The sequence below is a fragment of the Lyngbya sp. CCY1209 genome (assembly GCF_035615495.1).
GTDB lineage: Bacteria > Cyanobacteriota > Cyanobacteriia > Cyanobacteriales > Microcoleaceae > Limnospira.
Map to the genome: position 1 here is coordinate 1 of NZ_JAJENU010000160.1, position 1,639 is coordinate 1,639.

At 43.7% G+C, this 1,639-nt stretch carries 2 protein-coding genes; one reads left to right on the forward strand and one right to left on the reverse strand.

Going from position 1 to position 1,639, the window contains the following annotated elements; all coding sequences use genetic code 11:
• Positions 1 to 668 (reverse strand): hypothetical protein (locus tag LKE08_RS02140; protein WP_324702543.1); only part of this gene is annotated, 668 nt, incomplete at its 3' end.
• 336 nt (positions 669 to 1,004) lie between these two features.
• Here LKE08_RS02140 and LKE08_RS02145 point away from each other — a divergent pair.
• Positions 1,005 to 1,454 carry a hypothetical protein gene (locus tag LKE08_RS02145; protein ID WP_324702544.1) on the forward strand — a complete coding sequence of 150 codons (450 nt, stop codon included), beginning with the start codon at positions 1,005 to 1,007 and terminating at the stop codon, positions 1,452 to 1,454.
• Positions 1,455 to 1,639: the final 185 nt, after the last annotated feature.

A 1,639-nucleotide genomic window follows, 5' to 3' on the forward strand; every position in this document is an offset into this window, starting at 1 on the left:
TCAGTGCTGGATTCGCGATCGCGATGATCTACATCTACCGCTAAAATTCCCAGCTTTGCTTTGCAACAGATCAGAAAATGAGGGGATGGGTTTTGCTTTCCGTTCGGGGTGTTCAACCGTGCCTTGGCGTTGGGGAAGAACAAAACATCGGCGCGATCGAGGGCTTCTGCAATATTCACTTCTGCTTGGGAGCGAAACTGCCAACCATTCCAATCATAGGATAATGATTCCGAGGTAGTCTGCTGCTCAGATTCGGTATTTTTACCTTCTTCTGAGTTGTCGGATTTTTTGTTTTTATATACATCCGCTTGACAAAAGTTGGATTCATATAGATTTCCGACAACTCTTGTACTCCCCAGATTTGCTCCACTCAAATTAACTCCAGTCACCTGATTACGATGTACAGTGATTTGATTCCGCCATAAATATCGCTTCAGAACTGACCTTAAATTACCCTTTTTGACCTTTTCCCCAAATGCCTCTGTGAGCAGCTTCCAGAGTTTTGCCCCCGCATCCTTGAGGTAGTCCTCAGCATAGCCAGTGTTGTGGGCCATGTCACGGTAAGATAAACCCTCCCAAGCCTGACGAAACACGATCTCTTGAACATCGTTGAGGCGTTCATAATCGAGTACGACTTCCGCGATCGCCAGCGCTTCGTCCACTGTCATGGCTCCCAGACCCTCAAAAGCTCTCATAACCATACCATCGGTTGGAAACAGAGTCAGTACCCGCGCTTCACTCCCGAGCTGGGGCGTACCAATTCTGCGATCGACCAGAATGATCGGTTTAGAATATGGTACAACAGAAACGTTACTTTTTGCTGACTTTTTTGTTACTTTTTATTACTTTTTCTGACTTGCAAAACTGATATAACGTTAATAGTCACACTTTATCAGTTGTTCAGGGTGATCTGATTGAGGACAGAAAAAGCCCATTCAAGTTCTAGTGCATAATCACTTCGCAACGACTGTACATGATTGAGTCAAGGCTGAGGATTGTTAAATATGACTGAAGATACAAATAATTCTATTCAGAAAGGTCAGGATGGCTGGGGTTGTGTTGTTAGTCTTTTAGTAATTATTGTCGTTTTACTTATTGTCGCCTTTATCGTTGCCGGGTGGCTGGGCTTATTACTGACATTCGCTGCGATTGCTGGTTTAATTTTTCAAATAATTCGTTCAAATAAAGGAAATAAAGATCTGGATAATGAAGAGGGGAAAGACACCCCGAAAGATGATAAAAACCAGACTGCTGATGTGGTGGAAGCTACCCTGGAAGATGATGAAAAACAGACTACTGAGGTAGTGAAAGCCACCTCAAAAGATGTAGCCAAGGGAGGAATTAAAGAAGGTGTCACTAATATTTTCATCTCTTCAAGAGGTCAGGTAAACGTCTTCGTATCTTCAATTGGAAAGAAGGTAAACGTCTTCGTTAAATCCGATCGCACAGATTGAATGGCAGGAAGAGGAACAACCCGAGTCACTCAATCCAGGTGATGAGATTTGCTGGATAGAGATAGCACCCAGTCATCCTGCCGAAGGTGACGATCGCCTCCATTTTACAGATCAAGCCTAACATCAGATCCGGTTATCCCCTCCTAAACCTCCCCAATCATCTTCAGATGATTTGAGCTATTAGC